This is a genomic window from Deltaproteobacteria bacterium GWA2_45_12 (genome assembly GCA_001797365.1).
Lineage (GTDB): Bacteria > UBA10199 > UBA10199 > UBA10199 > UBA10199 > UBA10199.
Genome location: MGPH01000037.1, coordinates 78,141 through 94,157 on the forward strand (window position 1 = coordinate 78,141; position 16,017 = coordinate 94,157).

Consider the following 16,017-nt stretch of genomic DNA (forward strand, 5'->3'; position numbering starts at 1 on the left):
TTCAAGGGATTGCCAAATGGAATCACTTAGAGCCTCTTCACCTAAAAAAGTTTCATCCCTTTGTCCATTGGAGTTGTAACGTGCAAGGCGCATGAAGCCCAAGCCATTATTCTCTCCGCTAACTCCATAGGCGACAATGATTTTACCATTGGATTGGATAGCCATCCGTGGATGTTCACCCTGGTTTGCGTCGTGTTCCTGCAGATAAACAACACCACCATTCCCAAACGTTGCATCCAAGCCCCCCATGGGCGTAAGCTTAGCGAGGTAAGCTGTATTCCATGACCAAAGTGGCCCTCCCCTGTTCCCATGAGCAACAATTCCTGTGATGAAGAAATTTCCATTGACGTCTTGTTTCACGTCGAAAACTCGCACATCTTCTCTGTCGTGCCTTTCATCATTGTGATTTAAGGGGATATGGACGTCGACGATTCCTCCCGTGCCAAAATTAGTGTCAATCTGCCCGGCATAAATATCGGCATGGCCTGCGACAGGAATGGAAAGGGTTGTTAAAAAAAGAATAATAAATGAGGTTCGGATCCAACAGTTTATATCCATATGTATCTCCTTATAAAAGATATGCGGATTTAATAAGAGCAATTTTTAAGCCAAGAATAAGAATAAAATTTGAAATAATATCAATAGGATGTGATTTTACTTTAAGGGCAGATAGTCAAAAATTTAACAATAAGAGAGGAAATATGTCAAAATTATGGCTTTTTAAAATTGTTTTCAATTTACACCATGAACGATTTTTCTGAGCTGCTCCCGATTATTTCCCCCACCAAGTCATAATCTTTAGCCTCATTTATTTTCACATGAAGCCAGTCCCCAACTTTGGGAGATAAAACATTTGTTTTTTTGATAAAGACTTGCCCGTCAATTTCGGGGGCCTGGCCTTCGTGGCGCCCCACGCCAAAATAATTTTGCGGATCAAAAACATCAGCCTGATATTCGTCCCCTTCAAATAACACTTTTAGGGAACTCCCAATTTTTTTCCGGTTATTTTCCAGGGAAATCTGCTGTTGGGCTTTCATTAAAATATCCCGTCGTTCCTCTTTAATTTTTTGCGGGATCTGTTTTTTTATCGAAAAAGAAGGTGTGTCTTCTTCGTGGGAATAGGTAAAGGCCCCTAAACGATCAAAACGCATTTCCTTTACAAAAGAGAGCAGTTTTTCAAACTCTTTTTCTGTTTCTCCGGGGTAGCCCACAATAAAAGTGGTGCGAAGCGCCATGGCGGGCATGGCCTTGCGCAGATTCTCAAGGAGACGGTAAATGTAATGCGATGAGGAACCGCGGTTCATTGATTTTAAAATACGATCGTCAATATGTTGCAAAGGGATATCAACGTATTTGCACACATGGGGATGGTTTTTGATAAGGGCGATCAGCTTGTCGGGGAATTGAAGGGGGTACATGTATAAGAGCCGCATCCATACTTCACCGTTAATGCTGCTTAGTTTGTCTAAAAGGGCATAGAGGCTTGTACGTTGGCCCAAATCACGGCCGTATTCATTTAAGTCTTGCGCGATAAAATTGAATTCCTTCACCCCTTCTTGCACCCCTCTGGAAATTTCATGAAAAATATCATCAATGGGGCGGCTTCTGACGGTACCCCCGCGCATAATAGGGATGGTGCAAAAAGAACACCGGTGCGAGCAACCTTCGGAAATTTTTAAGTAGCGTGTGTAAAAAGGGGTGGAATGCAGCCTGGGGAGATCATAACGAAGGGTTTCATTGGGGGCATGAACAAAGTTTTTTTGGCGTTTGCCCTTGAGTTTTTCTTCAAGAACATGGGGTAAATTCTGGAAATCACCCGAACCTAAAAAAGCATCCACTTCCGGTAATAATTTGGGCAATTTTTCAATATAACGCTGCGAAAGGCAGCCGGCGACAACCAGGTATTTCAGCTTGCCGGTTTTTTTCTCTTTGGCCAGTTCCAGGATAGTATTGATGGATTCCTCTTTCGAAGCATCAATAAATCCACAGGTGTTGACAATGCCGATGTCGGCATTTTCTTCTGATTTTCGTATTTCAAATTGATTTCTGGCTAGCCCGCCTAGCATGACTTCAGAATCGACAAGGTTTTTGGCACATCCAAGCGAGATGAGTTTGACAGAAGTTTTTTGAGAGGCCTTTTGCATACGGACTGGGGGACATAGCCTTGATGGGCTTATAAAGCAAGAGCCTCTCGTTTTTTTTAAAGGAGGAAGGAGAAGAAAGAATGGCTATTTTACAACCCCGTCTGAATCAAATATATCCCCGCTTCGGCGGAATCGCCAAGTTGGATACTTACAGTACCACTTAATTCATTGATTTGTTCGCCTGTAAGCTCAACATAGCTGATGGAAGAATTGGCCACCGTGCTGGTGGTAGGAAAGCTGCTTAAGGAATTTATGCCGGGGCCCTGTAAAACGGTTCCGCGATTGTCGTCAGCGGCGCCACGCAGGTCAATGCCGTCGAAATTAAGCTGGTCATTATCAGAAAGGCCTGTGCCGCTTAAGAACACGGCCAAGCCAAATTGCCCCATGAGGGCACGGAATTGACCATCCACGGAAACGCTGTCTCCGTAGGCGGCACGGATGATGTTCTCGACACTGGTATTGGTTGTATCGGTCAAACGATTGATCAAATCATCCCCGGAGGTGGCATTGGGCAAATTGCCTTTTTCGGCTTGTTCGTAAAGATAGCGCAATAAAAGGTAGATACCACCGCGTTGATAAAGGGAAGCGCCACAGGTAATGCACAATGAATCGATGGATTCCAAATAACCTGAAACACGTGAATAGTTCTCAATGCCGGCTGTGCTCATATCGTATTGGATATCTTCAGAAAGATGGGAAAGCCCTTCGTTTAAGAACGAATATTCAAGATCGCCGTCATTGACCAAATAATGGTTGTTGAAATTTTGGGCATGTTGAAGCTCGTGGAAAATAAGGCCCTGATAAATATTGTTCATCATGAAGCTTTTGGAGATGGCCACACCAAACGAACCGCTGGGATCGGGAATGGCCCCGACAATCATGTCGGCATCATTGCTTTGTGAATAAACACTGGTGGGAAATTCATTGATGGCGTGGAAATAACCGGTAACGATGCCCCCGGAGCCGCCTAGTTCGTTGACTTCACGTGTGAAGACGCACAGGGCTTTGCCGTTTTCATCCACATCGGGCAAGGAGCCGAAACGGGCAATTTGGTCGGGCATCCGTTCATCCACATTTTCAAAGATGGTGCTTAAGTCGGCAGCGGAAAGGCTGGAAGTATCCCGTGTATCCATATAAACAATGCAATAGTCGGAAATGTGAACGACTTCAGCGGTAATGGTTGTAGTACTTGAGCTTGAAAGTGAGTTTAAGACTTTAAATGTGCGTTGGTCTCCCACAGTGGCTGCTTTCATGGCTGCCGCTGACATAAGGGCTTTAGAGCCTGATTTTGAATTGGTTCGTAGTGCTTCAAGATCAAGGCTGGCTTCATCTTGGCGAAGCATTTCATGAAAATCTTCAGTCATGTTTTCGGCCATGAGCGCTTTTCCAAGCATCGCTTTTGGATTAAGAGAAGAAAGCGAGCTTCCTACTTCATAGGCTTCTGTTGAACCGTCTTCACTATAGTTATAAATGGCCACCACATATTCAGTTGAATTGCTTACCATCCCAAAATTGATGGTGGCGGAATTGTCACTAGCGACTGTAACAGCAGAAACAGCTCCCCCTTCCAGGTCCTCCCCGCTAAAAATGGTACCAGATGAACTTGAGCTTCCCGAAGAGCTTCCTCCACTGCTGCCCCCACAGGCTGCGAGGGTTCCGATGGCAGCAAGTAAAGTGAAAAAACGAATTAAAGAAATGGCTTGAATCATATTTTTTACTCAGGGTTCAAGCCGTTAATAAGCAATGACTATGCCAATAGAAGAATTATAAATTATCTATTAATTTCAATAACATATGATTTTTATCAAGGAGGATTTGTTATATTTATGGGTAATTTTTTACCCCCTAAATATATAAAATAGGGAGCCCATCAAAATAAATATAAATAAAAAAGAAACCCCAAATCCTTATTCTGAATCTCTTGAGATTAATTATTGAATGTTTTAAGGAAAAACGTTCATTTTTTCTTTATAAAAGAGGGGATGCTATATCTAAATGAGAAAATCAGGCTTATTCCTATTTTGATAATGCATAAAAAACCCCCTGTAGATTTTGCCTAGTCAGGTTGGTGTTTTGTCGGTAAAGAAGGACCCCATGTTTCGTTACAAAGCTTTTAGCGAAGAAATAAAGCAGGTTTTTGGTCAGAGAGTTGATCGTATTACTCTCAATGTAGGGATGACCTGTCCGAATGTGGATGGCACAAAAGCCAAAGGGGGTTGCACCTTTTGTCAGGATGTTTCTTATTTGGGCGCTAGTTTTAAGGGAAGAGATTCCCTTTATGAGCAATACACCAAGGCCTTGGCTTATTTAGAAGGGCGTTATCCATCCGAAATTTATTTTGCCTATTTTCAAAATGGAACCAATACCTATGCCCCTCTTTCCACGCTTCGTTCTTATTATGAAGAAGTGATCACCTATCCCAAAATAAAAGGCCTCTTTATTTCTACACGCCCAGATTGTATTAATGATGAAATTGTTTCCCTTTTGTCAGAACTTAATCAAAAGACCTATTTGTGGATTGAAATGGGGGTACAAAGCCATCGCAATGATCGATTGCAACAAATAAATCGGGCCCACACCATTGAAGAATTTGAAGAAGCTCTTCAGTTACTAAATCAGGCCAAAATTAATGTGTGTGCCCATGTCATGATTGGATTACCTGGGGAAACACGGGAGGAAAATATAGAAAAAGCCCTTTATTTTTCACGCCAACCCATTTGTGGTCTTAAAATTCATAACACGGTTGTTTTCAAGGGGACCCCTCTTCAAAAACAGTATGACCAAAAAATGTATGAACCTCTTACTTTGGAAGAGTACACACACCAGTGTGTCGATTTTATCGAACATTTGCGTCCGGATATTACCATTGCCCGCTTAAATGCCCATGGTCCACGACATTTAACCATTGCTCCTTTGTGGTCTGTGAACAAAATGGCCACCATGAATGCCATTCATGACGAACTTGAGAGAAGAGAGACTTGGCAGGGGAAGAAGCTGTAGGGGCGATCCTCGCTTGTCCGCCCTTGGAGGATGATCGCCCGTTGACGGTATGACAGGTCGCGACCTGTCACTACAAGGGCGAACACCCACCAAAGGCGGGCAGGCAAGGTTCGCCCGTACGGTTCCCTATTTGTCATGGATAAGAGGGTTTGCTATAAGGTTTTAACATTTCATGTTTCAAAAAATAAAATACCTCTTTCTTGTTTTTGTCGCGATCATTGGCTTGTTTTTGGCCAAAATTTTCTTTTTGGATATTCCATCCTTAAAAGTTTTAAATCCTCACAAAACGGCTTTGATGCAAGCCAAGGGTGGGCCTATCACCCAAACCTGGGTGGAGTTTGATCAAATCCCTTATCATCTTAAAAGAGCCATTGTCCTTGCCGAAGACAGCCGGTTTTATGAGCATGGGGGAGTTGATTATAAAGCCTTGAAACTTTCGTTTAAAAAAAATGTGAAGAAGGGAAAATATGTTCGTGGGGGGTCAACGATTACCATGCAACTGGCCAAAAATCTTTATTTAACCCCGAAGAAAGCCCTGTGGCGCAAGGGGCTTGAGATTTTGATGGCGATCCGCATGGAACAGGTGCTAAGTAAAAACCGTATTTTGGAAATCTATTTAAACGTGATTGAATGGGGCCCGGGTATTTATGGAGCAAAGGCAGCCGGCCAACATTATTTCCGTAAATCGGCAAGCGAATTAAACCCGGATGAATCGGCTTTTTTGGCGGCCATTATTCCAAGCCCCATCAAATGGGGCAAAAGAATGTCTCCCGGAGGGCCGTACATTCAAAAAAGAACAAACCGCATTGCACGGCTGCTTAATTTGAATCCATCAGTGAATAAAAAAGAAATTGAGCGCGAAATTGAAGAGGCCAGAAAGGAAGAGGAAAAGGCTGAAATGATGGAAGATGGAGCTATTCCGGATGAATTATTTTATTAAATAACGAGTGACCCTTCGACTACGCTCAGGGTGTCCTTTGTGTTTTAATTGGACATGGTGTCCGCCGGAGGACGGATCAGCCTCCGGCTGAAGCCTAAGTCGAACCATGCAAATCTAAAAAGGAGAAACTATGAATGTTCAAAACCCAAATCCAAATCCAACCACTCCCAACAAAAAATTCCCCACATGGGCCAAAGTTCTTATCGGCTTGTTTGTTGTCTTTGTTTTCATGCTGGTGCTGATGGGGGTAGCTTTTAATATGTGTGCCCATTACCTGACCCATGGTGGGGCAGAAAAAGTGTTGGAAAAAGGTTTTGAGAAAATCATCGAAACCCAGGCCAAAAAGGAAGGCAAGGATTTGGGAGATGTGAATATTGATTTTGACAAAGAGGGTTTTTCAATTTCTGACAAAAAAACGGGGGAAGTTTTTTCAATCCAGGCCGGAAAGAAGATTCCTGATAGTTTCCCGAAAGAAATCCCCATTTTTTCACCCTCCACCATCGTTTCAACCGTGGTGATGGGCCCTTCACAAATTGTTGTTTTTGAAACATCGGGTTCTTTTGGGGAGGTTTTTTCTTTTTATCAGAACAGCCTTCCCCAAAAAGGATGGACCAAGATGTTTGACATGAACCCTGATGAACAGACCTCATCGGCTGCTTACCAAAAAGAGCAGGAAATGCTTCATGTGTCGGTTTCTTCAGAGAACAACAAGGTCATGCTGACCCTGAACCATTCCAAGATGAATTAACCATCCCTATGACGACTGAATTTGAAAAAAGAGGGGTGCAAAACCCGAAAATCATCGATTTGATCCGTTTGGATAAATCCGATGATGCCGTGGTTTTGCACATGATTGAACCAAGGCCGTGGCTTAAGACTAAAGGGCATTTTTTGGAAATTGAAGACAAGTTTAACAGTTATTTGGCGTATGTTTTGGATGGTTTTTTGGCAAAACATTACCCCCAGTATGCCGCGAAAATGGTGCGGTTTGTCTTTGAATGTGCCGCTTGCCCAAGCCGCGATGAAGAACCTTTTATAACAGCTATGAAAAGCTATGCTCTTTCACACAATATTGATTTTGAGTTGAAGGTGTTGACCGATGAAGAGAGGGAAAACCTGGCAACGGAATTTGAGTCGAAGCCGTAGGGGCTGTTCCTGCCTGAGGCAGGCACGGCATGAACAGCCCTTACAAGTGAACATGAAATCTTATTTTCTCAAAGTTTTCGTGAGTGTGGGGATTGTTGTTTTTTTGGCCAATCGTATTGGCTGGGGCGATTTGGCTTTGGTGTGGAAAAGTGTGCGCGTTGGGAGTCTGGTTGCCGCTGTATTAGCCAGTTTCTTTTTTTATTTTTTTTCATCCCTTATTTTAAAAATCATTTTTTCTGCCCATGGGCTCAAGCTGAATATAAGGTCCATTTTTCTAATCAATGTGCGCAGCATGTTTTATTCCCTTTTGGTGCCAGGGGATCTGGCTTCAGTGACCTCTCGGTTCCATCATTTCAATAAAAAAATCCGTTTCTCTTCAAATCAATCCGTAGCTCCCCAGATCATGTCCTCCATGCTTTGTGATCGTCTTTTTAATTTGGGGGCCCTGATGTTATGGTTTATGCCGCTTTTGATTGTGGCCCCTTTGCAAGGGGTCGGCAGTGGGTATCAAAAAGTCGGAGCCTTAGTGGGGATATTATTTTTTATTTTCCTGATTCTGGCCCTTAAATTACCTTTGCCTATTTTTCTTTCCATTATTCCCCGTTCCTTTACGCGGGTGCGGCATTTTTTTTCCGAGGCTATTGAAAGTTTTCAGGGGATGCCCGTATCCCTTGTGATGGGGACAGTGGGTCTCTATTTTGCCTACCACATGCTCTTTTTTTGGACTGTGGATGTTTTACTGGTCAAGAGTGTGGGATGGACTATTCCCTGGTTGGAGTTGGCCTCGATTATTTTTTTGGTTCGTTTCATCAGGTTTATTCCGATTAGCATTGGAGGTATTGGCTTAAGAGAGGGTATTTACCCCTTGCTTTTGGCAGGGTATGGACTTTCTTTGGAACAAACGGTTTTTTTCGGATTTTTGGGGTCGTTTCTTGTCATTGTTTCTGGTTTGGTAGGAGGCATTTTAGAAGCTTATGTCTGGTTTGGAGAACATCACTGATATTTTGTTGTATGTTGCGATGAGTGTGGCGTGGATGGCTTCTGTTTTGGGGCTTTACGGGCGGCATCGCGACCTGCCCGCTTTTTTTACAGGGCCCCAAATTTGCAAGCTCGAAGGCCATGGTTGCCAGGTTTTGTTTCGCACCAAAGACGCCGCTGTTTTAGGCCCCCCCAATTCCTTGCTGGGGCTTCTCTTTTTTAGTGCCCTGCCCATTGCTCTTTTTCTGGAAATAAAAATCTGGATTCTTTTTATCGCCAGTGCGTTTTCTTTGCTCATGACATTTTACCTGGGATATTTGCTGATAAGCCAAAAGCTGGAATGCCGCATTTGCTGGACGGGGCATTTTGCCAACGCCACGGTGTGGCTGATGCTTTTGTTGAAAATGGTGGGGTTTTAAAAATGAAAGCTTACAAAACTTATCGCATTTTCATTTTTAGTTTAGCCTTATTTTGTGTTGTAACCGCTTTGGCCACCGAGGTTCTAAACAATCTGCATTTTAAGGTGCAGGGAGAAATTTTTCCGTTTTTTTCATGGTCTCTTTTCTCACGGGTCCCCAACTTAAAAGAAGACTATGGAATCAAAATCAATTCCATCGATGGGCAAGATATAGGTTCGGTATGGTTTCAGGATGCTGAAAGCCATTTCAAAAAAGCCCATGTCATTGATGCCTATGTTACCATCAAAAAAATGGGACTCGCTTTTGAGAATGGCGATGGAGAAAAACTAAAAGAACTCCAAGGTTTTTTTGAAACATATTATCTTGAAGGGAAAAAGGTAAACTATACGCTTGAAAAACGAAGTTTTTATCCATTGAAACGTTTTAAGACGGGTGAATTTGAATCGGAAAAACCCCTATTTTCTAGCAGTCTGTTGACAAACCAAAATTGACCCTTCGACGTGTCCCATTTTTGTAAGGGCAATTCATGAATTGCCCTTACATGAACATGCCCCGTCCCGCAAACGGGCCCCCGCTACGCGGTGGTCGAACCATGCGGTTGATTTAAAATGAAATTGCACTCCATCAGAAAATTATTGTGGAAAAATGAGGGTGTCATCCCTTGGCCCAAGCAATTTCATTTGGCCATCAACCGTTCTTTTTTTATTGTTCAGGCTTTTTATGCCATCCATTTATTTCTTGTAGTCAGTGATTTTAACTTGTGGCTTGAGTGGTCAACGCTTTCCCAAATATTGCCCCAGTGGCCTGTTTATTGGGTTCATCAAACGGGGGTGTCCAGCGCTGTTCATCTTATTTTTTCATTTAATATTATAGCTGCGATCGGAGCCATGTTTTTTCCTGAAAAAAGATGGGCAAGGCTTTTTGCGGCTGTGGCCATTTTTGAATTTTCGGCGTTAGTTCTTTCTTTTGGAAAAACAAACCATACCGAACATGCATGGCTGTGGGTGGCCCTTCTTTTTGTTTTTTTGCCACAAGCCTCTCTGAAACAATTACATGTCTCGGTTAGTTTGGGACGACGTTATCTGCAGGTGTTTTGGTCGGCTCAATTTTTACTTCTTATTTTTTATACCCTGACGGGGTTTTGGAAACTGGTGGCCGGATTTTATCAGTTTTTTTTGGGTGAGACGGGGGCTTTTTCCCTGAATGCTTTGGCCATTCATACGGCTGCGCGGCTTATGGAAACGCACGCAAACAGTTTTTTGGGAAATTTTTTAATCGAGCATCCCTTGATTTCAGGGCCTTTTTTCTGGGGGGCCATTTATCTTGAGTGTGCGGCTTTTTTTGTGGCCTTCAGGCCGCGCTTGCATCGTCAATGGGGCTTGGCGATGATTCTATTCCACATGGCCAATTTTTTGGCCATGACGATCAATTTCAAGAAAAACATCCTTGTGCTGGCTCTTCTTTTTGTCATGAGCCCATTTTTTCCCGAACAATCAAAATGGCTGCGTAATTTTTCTGATTGGCCCCTGATAGGAAGGTTGGTCAAACGATGGGCCCCTTAGTCAGCTATATTGTCCCTTGTTATAATTATGGGCGCTATATCGAGCAGTGCCTCCGTTCCATTTTGCAACAGACTTATTCAAATATTGAAATCGTGGTGATTAATGATGGTTCCACCGACAATAGTGAAAAGATCATTTTGCAATTAGCCACACTCGATAGTCGCATTCGTTATTTTACCCAGGAAAACAGGGGGCTTCTCCCCACCAAAAATCGCGGGGTTTCTGAATCAAAGGGAATCTATTTTTCCTTTGTGGATGCAGATGATTATGTCCCTGCAGAACGAACGCAAAAAATGGTCGAGGTTTTTGAAAAAGACAAGGATGTCGTATTTGTCTACGGCGATGCCTGTGTGGTGGATGAAAAGGGGAAGCCGATTAAAAACTTTTTTGAGGTGTACCCACCCGTTAATGGCGAGTTCAGCGTGGAAATGTTTGCCCATTATTGTTTTGTCGATTTTTCAGCCAGCATGTTTAGGCGAAGTGCTTTTGACAAAACGGGTCCTTTTTGGTCCCTGGCCCCCAGGGGTGAAAGTCAGGATTATTTAAAAATGATGGAAGTGGGTTTGGAAGGAAGGGTTGTTTGTTTAAGGAATACAGTGACCGCTTTTTACAGGCGCCATGGGGAAAATGTCACCGAAGGCCAAATTGAGAAAAAAGTGGAACGGTATGCCTGTCTTCAAAAAAGTTTGGAGGAATTTATCAGACGGCATCCTGGCTTGGAACAGAAGATTGGAGAAAAACGTGTTCTATGGCGCTATGCCCGGTGCCATTTCATGGGGGGGTTTTATGCGGGGTTGGCCAAACGTTGGGATTTGGCCCGAAAAGAATATGCCCGGGCCTTTAGACTTTACCCTTCTTTTGTCAACGCCCTGGCCTGGATTTCGGCCGGAAGGGGAGTGGCCTTCTTGGGATATCCCCTTTACCGGTTAGTGGCTCGAAGGCTATATTAATCGCTTGATCGCTGGGGGGTATTGTGGATATAAGGAACCCCTTTTTGGGGGCGTAGTTCAGTTGGTTAGAACGCCTGCCTGTCACGCAGGAGGTCGCGAGTTCGAGTCTCGTCGCTCCCGCCTTCGCCCCGCTGCGCGGGGCTTCGGCGTGGTAACCCCGCCAAAAAAATTAAGCCCGCAAAAGCGGGCTTTGTTTTTAATACATTAGGTTATTCAAAAAGGTCTGGATGCAAGGCGCACTCAAAATTTTGACCGGAGCGTACCTTTGATGGTACGTGAGGATCAAAATTTTGAGTGCAACGCAGCCCCGAAGGGGTCCCGTAGGGACAGACGGACCTTTTTCAATAACCGGCCTCGGGCGTTTAACTCAGCGGTAGAGTGTCACCCTTACAAGGTGAAGGTCACAGGTTCAAATCCTGTAGCGCCCACAAAAGTACATGCAGGTTCCCCGCCGAAGGCGGGTCCGCCTCTGGCGGAAAATCCTGTAGCGCCCACTTAATTTTTTCTCGACGATGCTTGAAAATTTGGAAGCATTGTAAAAAGGTTTAGGGTCAGTCATAAGAAAGGACATCTTATGGCTTCAAATCACTTATCTCCTGTTCTCCCTTCTGCAACGGGAGTTATCGATAATGCAGGGGACCATTCCCTTCTTGTTTCGCGTGCGCGCCATCAATTTTCTCTGCCAGAAGCTCATCAAGTGGTTATTGATGCCCAATTTTCACCGGAATCGGTGGATGCCGCTCTGACGTGGGTTCCTCCCTTATTACAATTTCCTTTAGGGGCTTTATTTGGTTTGTGGGCCGGACCAACGGGCCGTTATGGAATGGGATATGGCGGTCATAACCCTCGCCTTGGGTTGGGGGGCACCTTGGGAGTTGAAAATGGCGCCCTTGATTTCCCTGTGGGGGACTTTCATGGGGGAATTCTTTCCGGAGCCCAAGTATTCAATGGGGGTATGGTTCCTCCTGATTTTTCTTCGGTTGATTATCAGGTACGGGGAACACTCGAAGCTTTCTCCGTGGGCCATCAAAAATGGCGTCTCGGGATAGGGCCGTTTGTAGGGGGACCGGACTTGTTTTATGGGGGAGGTGTGACTTTTACTTGGAATGGATCTTCTGAAGACAAGCCTATTGAGGAAACGGCCCCTGTTTCTTTCCCGCAATCAGAAGAGGATGTTTCCAAATATTTTTCTGATATTGATTTGCATGTAACCGATGATGATGTGAAAGGTATGCGCGGTTTCAAAGATCTTTATGGAAATTACATCGGCGCACTTAATTCTGTGACGCAAATTGCGGGGATAGAGCCCTTTATGAATCATTCCGGTGTCAAACGGAATGATGCCATCACTTATGTTTTTAATCTGGCCAATTTTGCGGATAAAAACGGCAAAATCCCCGATGAACAAACGCTTCTTCGAAAAATAAAACGTTCCCTCCTTTTTCTGTTCCTGCACGGAGATGCCCAGACAAATCCCTATTATGGTCGCTTTGACCGGTTTCGTTTTTTGGTGACAAAGCATCGCGCCGAAGTGGAAAGGCCCAAGGACGAAAAATTCCAGTGCGGAACAGTTTCGGGAATTGAAAATTACGGGGATGATATTTCAGAATTTCTTTATAGGGCCGGTTTTCATAATGCCACCATTGTCAATGTGATGAGTGATTGCCGTTCGGAAGGGGCCCCTTTTGATTTTAATTTTTCTGGTCGCTTGATCGATGACTTAAAAGCCTTTGTCACCGCCAATCCTTATGCCACCGAGGAAGACATTGTTCCGTTCCTTTCGGGGATCCTTAAAAATTTGGATGAAAACAGGGAAAACCTGCAGGTGGAGCTGGCAAGTCTCTCCGGATTACGGGCCGCCATTGGTCAGGCCCTGACCACAGGCAGTCTGGAACCGCTTCAGGAAGCTCTTATCACCCATTATTATCATCCGCGCATCTATCTTGGATTGGGCAGCGAAGAGGATTATGCGATTTTGTCGCACGAGTTGGGGCATACCTTACAGCTTGTGCGTGCAGAAGGAGGAAAGAGGCATGCCGTTAAGCATTATTCTGAAATGGATGGCTATGTAGAACACACCGAGCGCGGCAAACGTCTGACAGAAGGATTGAAAACCGTTGCGGGAAGTAAACAACAGGATTTGCTAAAAATCCTGGCTTCGGACCGGGCCCGTCGTTTATTGCATAAAGAGGTGGGCGTTTTGTTTCCCACTCTTTTTGTCAGTCATAAAGAAGGGGAAATGCCCACAGAAGCCGATGTGAAAATAGCCTTGAAACATTCCCGCTATTACGAACCTGTTTTGCAGGGATTAAGTCAGGGGTATTTGCGGTGGAAGGAAGGGGGGTTGTATTTGGAAAAGGGATTGTGGCAGTTAGAAATGAAAATAAATCCAAAGACGGGCTTGTTTGATATAAGTGATGCGGCCAAATGGCAAGCGGGCATGATGACCGAGTCAAACAACCCCCTGGCCCCCTATGATCCTGTGAGTTGTGTGCTTATCAAGGAGATTCTGGATGCCCAAAAGGGAGAGTAGTCATAGTGTTCCTATTGTCATAGTGTTCCTATTTGACAAAACAGGAACCTCAGGATAGGGAACCAAGTTCCTAAAACCTCTATTTTCTATTAACTCATGCCATTTTCTAATTTTTGCGCACTGGAAAATAGCATGGGAAAATAGAGGGAAATTTTCGCTGCGCAAAAATTTCGGCCAGGTAGCTTCCGCCAGAGGCGGACAGGCAGTCGGATCTCCTTCGCTACCTGCCACATTGACAATTTGTTTTTCTCGGCCAGGTAGCTCAGTCGGTAGAGCAGAGGACTGAAAATCCTTGTGTCGGCGGTTCAATTCCGTCCCTGGCCACAGTAAAAAGTCCATCCAATACAAAGAGTTGTTGGGTGGATTTTTTATTTCTGGTCTGACCGATTCCCGATCTTGGGACAAATCTTGGGACATTTTGTCCCAGGATTTTTAAACAGCTTCTTTGGCAGGACTTTATTCAAGGATTTAAAATCATTGGTTTGTGATCAAAAAAATAGCCCAAAGCAAGGGTAGTAAAATATCAATAATTTTTTGAGTGGTGGTTTCTTAAAAAGTTTCTCAAGAATTTGAAATCTTGGTTTAGTTTTATTGATACAAAAGGTGGATGAGATTATTCATGACTGTGTTCATCGGATTGTCCTTGAGGCCAAAGCCACGCGACTCCTAAAAATTGAAGCACTGAAAGAAAAAGAAAAGTTGAAAGAACAAACACGTCCGGTGAGTTTTCATCCGAAAATCCGAAAAAAGATTTTTCAATGGAAAGATCAATGTCTTCTGAAAATCTCTTGATAAGCCCATACACTTTCGAAAGGGATGTCCCTCCTTTAAAAGTGAGATGATCTTTCAGCTCGGCTACGTTGAAAACTTGTTCCAGAGCCCACACCACCCAATAATCTTTTTCAATAATGATGGAAGCCATGCCCGTTTTGGGTTCTACGCTAGCGAAGCGTAGGCGTCTTTCATCAAGGGGCATTGAAAAAATTTGAGTCATTTTTCTTCCTTCAGCAATCTGTTGATCAACTCTCTTACCCATATTGGGGCATATTTCAATGCCTTCTTGATTTCTTGTGGGGCAATTTTATCCAGATGCCTTTTCAGAGTCTGTTCCATTTTTTCATCTATTCGTTGCTCCCCAAAGTGGCGCAACGCTTGAATGAGAAGTCCCATTTTAGTTCCGGCCAAGGCTGTATTTTGAGGAGTAGTTCTCCTGAAATTAATTTCTAATTTCCCGATTTTAACTTTTTTAGGAACTCCATCCGTAACATACACCACGCGGGCCGGCACTTGTTCCGAAAACCCCACCGCATTCGCAGCATAAGCTCCTGACTGTTGGATCCGCACGCCATATCTTTGCGCGATGGCTTTGGCAATCAGGTCTACATCGGGCGGCAATGTGCCCAACTTCTCATGCTGCCTTGGATAATCGTAAAGCCCTCTGGATACACGTCGAATCAGTCCAGATTGCTGAAGCCTCTGCAAAGCCTTCTTCACCGCCTCATGATTGCCAAGGTCGGAAAAATGCCCCACTGTAAAGCACCAACCCTTACCGTGGCCATAAATCCTATTTTTTATATTAATTTCAGTATTTTGTAACATAGTTTCAACTATTTAATGTCCCTAAAACAACCTATTTTAGAGACATTATCTATGGTATTTAGAAACAAAACAACCTGTTTTTTATGGGAACCTATCAATGATACCTGTCACAAAAAGCGTCTATTTTTGTGACAGGATGGTGAGGGGCATACAGATGTTGATAGGCCATTTACAAAATTTGGATGGGACTAAATGACCTCTCGTTAAATTGAAATTGCAATTTCGGCTTTCCGAACCCCGCCGTTTGACAATTTGCCGGATTCCCATAATGCTATCGAGCAAGGAGCGTTGTTTTGTAATATGTTGGGGAAATCGATAAATATGGAAGATGATACACCGTTTGACGAATTAATCACTCAGCTTAACAAGCTTGGGAATAAATCAGATGCCAAGTTAAATGGCTCTTTTCTGAAAGAAATAAAAGAAATTTATCTCCTGATGAAGGATGTGTCTCGATCCTTGGCAGCAATATGTGAAATTTTATCAGGCCTTACACTGCCCGATCAGATAGGATCAATCAAAAATAAAATGGAGAAGATAGATTCCTTAACAGTAAGAAAGATGGCAAGCATCAGGTTGTTTGAAGAGGAGTTTAATAAAGTATGATTAATCTTTTATTTAATTATTGGAGCCGTAATATCCTGGTTGCTTACACATCACTATCAGAACCCCGCTGAGGACCACGGGCGTAAGCCCGTGGGTGAAAGCGGGTAGCAGCGAAGCTGCTAATGTTTTATAGGGAGGGG

15 protein-coding genes, 3 tRNA genes and 1 pseudogene (1 of these 19 cut by a window edge) are annotated in these 16,017 nt (G+C 43.8%); 14 read left to right on the top strand and 5 right to left on the bottom strand.

The genetic code is table 11. The annotated features are described in order from the left end of the window. The 3 genes and pseudogenes from A2048_02565 to A2048_02575 all read right to left on the bottom strand — a co-directional run. Positions 1-558: pseudogene (locus A2048_02565) on the bottom strand (hypothetical protein); it reaches 48 nt to the left of the window's first position. A 179-nt stretch (positions 559-737) separates the two neighbouring features. Further along, a complete protein-coding gene (locus tag A2048_02570) occupies positions 738-2,144 on the bottom strand; it encodes a ribosomal protein S12 methylthiotransferase RimO (GenBank protein OGP08937.1) in 1,407 nt (468 codons plus the stop codon). 89 nt (positions 2,145-2,233) lie between these two features. Next, positions 2,234-3,853 (bottom strand): hypothetical protein, encoded by a 1,620-nt coding sequence (locus tag A2048_02575; protein OGP08938.1) that lies wholly within the window; start codon positions 3,851-3,853, stop codon positions 2,234-2,236. Positions 3,854-4,238: 385 nt separating this feature from the next. On the opposite strand from A2048_02575, the gene A2048_02580 reads away from it, so the two are divergent. The 13 genes from A2048_02580 to A2048_02640 all read left to right on the top strand — a co-directional run bounded on the left by A2048_02580 (position 4,239) and on the right by A2048_02640 (position 13,996). Beyond that, complete coding sequence (locus tag A2048_02580) at positions 4,239-5,144, top strand: TIGR01212 family radical SAM protein (protein OGP08939.1); 906 nt, start codon at positions 4,239-4,241, stop codon at positions 5,142-5,144. Positions 5,145-5,316: 172 nt separating this feature from the next. Next, on the top strand, positions 5,317-6,084 hold the full coding sequence (locus tag A2048_02585; protein ID OGP08940.1) for a monofunctional biosynthetic peptidoglycan transglycosylase: 768 nt from the start codon (positions 5,317-5,319) through the stop codon (positions 6,082-6,084). 130 nt (positions 6,085-6,214) lie between these two features. Then, the gene (locus tag A2048_02590) at positions 6,215-6,832 is read left to right on the top strand and encodes a hypothetical protein (GenBank protein ID OGP08941.1); all 618 of its coding nucleotides are present in this window, start codon (positions 6,215-6,217) and stop codon (positions 6,830-6,832) included. 8 nt (positions 6,833-6,840) lie between these two features. After that, positions 6,841-7,230, top strand: coding sequence for a hypothetical protein (locus A2048_02595; protein OGP08942.1), 390 nt, complete (start codon positions 6,841-6,843; stop codon positions 7,228-7,230). 52 nt (positions 7,231-7,282) lie between these two features. Continuing rightward, entirely contained in the window at positions 7,283-8,230 is a 948-nt protein-coding gene (locus tag A2048_02600; GenBank protein OGP08943.1) for a hypothetical protein, read from the top strand. Further along, entirely contained in the window at positions 8,205-8,627 is a 423-nt protein-coding gene (locus tag A2048_02605) for a hypothetical protein (protein OGP08944.1), read from the top strand. The genes A2048_02600 and A2048_02605 overlap by 26 nt, the downstream gene beginning before the upstream one ends. A 2-nt stretch (positions 8,628-8,629) precedes the next feature. Beyond that, the gene (locus A2048_02610; GenBank protein OGP08945.1) at positions 8,630-9,118 is read left to right on the top strand and encodes a hypothetical protein; all 489 of its coding nucleotides are present in this window, start codon (positions 8,630-8,632) and stop codon (positions 9,116-9,118) included. 117 nt (positions 9,119-9,235) lie between these two features. After that, positions 9,236-10,189 (top strand): hypothetical protein, encoded by a 954-nt coding sequence (locus A2048_02615; protein OGP08946.1) that lies wholly within the window; start codon positions 9,236-9,238, stop codon positions 10,187-10,189. Next, entirely contained in the window at positions 10,177-11,139 is a 963-nt protein-coding gene (locus tag A2048_02620) for a hypothetical protein (protein OGP08947.1), read from the top strand. The genes A2048_02615 and A2048_02620 overlap by 13 nt, the downstream gene beginning before the upstream one ends. Before the next feature lie 46 nt (positions 11,140-11,185). Next, positions 11,186-11,262 (top strand) — tRNA-Asp (locus A2048_02625). Between the two features lie 233 nt (positions 11,263-11,495). Continuing rightward, a tRNA-Val gene (locus tag A2048_02630) sits at positions 11,496-11,570 on the top strand. Between the two features lie 143 nt (positions 11,571-11,713). Continuing rightward, entirely contained in the window at positions 11,714-13,672 is a 1,959-nt protein-coding gene (locus tag A2048_02635) for a hypothetical protein (GenBank protein OGP08948.1), read from the top strand. 251 nt (positions 13,673-13,923) lie between these two features. Continuing rightward, a tRNA-Phe gene (locus A2048_02640) sits at positions 13,924-13,996 on the top strand. A 289-nt stretch (positions 13,997-14,285) separates the two neighbouring features. Here the strand turns inward: A2048_02640 and A2048_02645 are convergent. Next, entirely contained in the window at positions 14,286-14,666 is a 381-nt protein-coding gene (locus tag A2048_02645; protein OGP08949.1) for a hypothetical protein, read from the bottom strand. Next, positions 14,663-15,271, bottom strand: a complete 609-nt coding sequence (locus A2048_02650; GenBank protein ID OGP08950.1) for a hypothetical protein — start codon at positions 15,269-15,271, stop codon at positions 14,663-14,665. The genes A2048_02645 and A2048_02650 overlap by 4 nt, the downstream gene beginning before the upstream one ends. Before the next feature lie 300 nt (positions 15,272-15,571). Here A2048_02650 and A2048_02655 point away from each other — a divergent pair, with 300 nt between their 5' ends. Next, positions 15,572-15,877: a hypothetical protein gene (locus tag A2048_02655; protein ID OGP08951.1), complete on the top strand. Its 306-nt coding sequence runs from the start codon at positions 15,572-15,574 to the stop codon at positions 15,875-15,877. Positions 15,878-16,017: the final 140 nt, after the last annotated feature.